Annotated in this window: 2 protein-coding genes; both read left to right on the plus strand. The window is 32.9% G+C overall.

The genetic code is table 11. The annotated features are described in order from the left end of the window. On the plus strand, positions 1-966 hold a 966-nt coding region (hisD, locus tag SPD90_RS07765), incomplete at its 5' end, for a histidinol dehydrogenase (protein ID WP_320924848.1). 239 nt (positions 967-1,205) lie between these two features. Beyond that, a partial coding sequence (gap, locus tag SPD90_RS07770) for a type I glyceraldehyde-3-phosphate dehydrogenase (RefSeq protein WP_320924849.1) occupies positions 1,206-2,167 on the plus strand: 962 nt, incomplete at its 3' end.

Raw genomic sequence — 2,167 nt, forward strand, 5'->3', positions numbered from 1 at the left:
CCAGGCGTTATCCTAGGCCAAAAGCATATACCAGTTAATTCTTGTCTAGCATATGTACCAGGTGGAGGATACCCTCTATTTTCAACTGCTCTAATGCTTATAATACCAGCAAAGGTTGCAGGCGTTAAAAGAGTTGTAGCATGCTCTCCAACTATGAAGGATGTTGCAAAAATAAATCCTAAAACATTAGTAGCTATGGATATAGCAGGAGCAGATGAAATCTACGCAACTGGAGGCGTACAAGCCATAGCTGCATTTACATATGGAACAGAAAGCATAAAACCAGTAGATATAATCGTAGGACCAGGAAATAAATACGTAACAGAAGCTAAAAGACAATGCTACGGTACTGTAGGTATAGATTTTGTCGCAGGACCAAGTGAAGTACTTATAATAGCCGATGAAACAGCAAACGCTACATATATAGCAGCAGATGTGCTTGCACAATGTGAACACGATTTAAACGCAAGAGGAATACTTTTAACAACTAATAGAGAATTTGCAAAAGAAGTACAAAAGAAGGTAGAAGAAATGCTAGAAGTACTACCTACTAAAAACATAGCTAAGCCATCATGGGACAACAACGGCGAAATAATTTTAGTAGACGACTTAAAAGAAGTGGTAGAATTATCAAATGAATACGCTCCAGAGCATTTAGAAATAAATATCAAAAACAACGATGAAATAATAGACGACCTTGTAAACTACGGATCATTATTCATAGGTGGTTATTCAGCAGAAGTATTTGGGGACTATGTATCAGGAACAAATCATACATTACCTACATTAAAGGCATCTAGATATACAGGTGGAGTTTGGGTAGGTACATTTATAAAAACTTGCACACACCAAGTATTAAATAAAGAAGCAATAAAATCTCTAGCTCCAGTTGCAGTCGAATTAGCTACAGATGAAGGCTTACACGCTCATGCAAATGCAGCAAGAGTTAGATTAGAAAACAACTAATATTATAAAATATATATTAATTATTAATTAGTATATCATAAATATCATACAAAATAATACAGTATAAAAATGCCATATAATAGAGAATATCTGAAAAAATGGCATTTTTTTATGTTTAAAATACTATTAATCTAAAAATTAACAATATATTCAACACTATTTTTCAAAAAAAACATAAAAAAGTGTTGCATATATAATATATATGATATACAATAAGTGTTGTAAAGATAACTTATGAAATGGGGGATATAAACTTGATAAAAGTAGGAATAAATGGTTTCGGTAGAATAGGAAGAAATGTGCTTAGAATAGCACAAGAAAGATTAAATGATGATATACAAATAGTTGCTATAAATGCTAGAGCAAATGCAGAAACATTAGCACATTTATTTACATATGATTCTTGCTATGGAATATACAAAGGTGAAGTAGAAGTTAAAGACGAAGAAACTATGTTAATAGATTCTAAAGAAGTAAAAATTCTTAGATATTCAGATCCAAAAGAAATACCATGGGGTGAATTAGGAGTAGATATAGTAATTGAATCTACAGGTAAATTTAGAGACAAGGAAAACGCTTCTAAACACATAGCTGCTGGAGCTAAAAAGGTTATAATAACTGCACCAGGTAAAGACGAAGACATTACAGTAGTAATGGGTGTAAATGAAAAAGAATACGACAGTGAAAAACACAATATAATTTCAAATGCTTCTTGTACAACTAACTGCTTAGCACCATTTGCAAAAGTACTAGACGAAAAATTCGGTATAGAAGAAGGATTAATGACTACTATACATGCATATACAAACGATCAACAATTATTAGACAAAAATCACAAGGATTTAAGAAGAGCAAGAGCAGCAGCTGAATCTATGATACCAACAACAACAGGAGCTGCAAAAGCCGTAGCGAAGGTTTTACCTCAATTAGAAGGTAAATTAAACGGATTTTCAGTAAGAGTTCCTACTCCAACTGTTTCACTAGTAGATTTAGTTTGCACACTTAAAAAAGGTGCTACAATAGAAGAAGTAAATGCTGCACTAAAAGAAGCTGCAGACGGCGAATTAAAAGGAATATTAGGATACTGTGATAAACCACTTGTATCAATTGATTTTAGAGGAGATTCTAGATCTTCTATAATAGATGCATTATCAACTATGGCGATTGGAGATAACATGTTCAAGGTTGTATCTTGGTACGA

Origin of the sequence: Intestinibacter sp. (assembly GCF_034113885.1) — a bacterium.
Taxonomy (GTDB): domain Bacteria; phylum Bacillota; class Clostridia; order Peptostreptococcales; family Peptostreptococcaceae; genus Intestinibacter.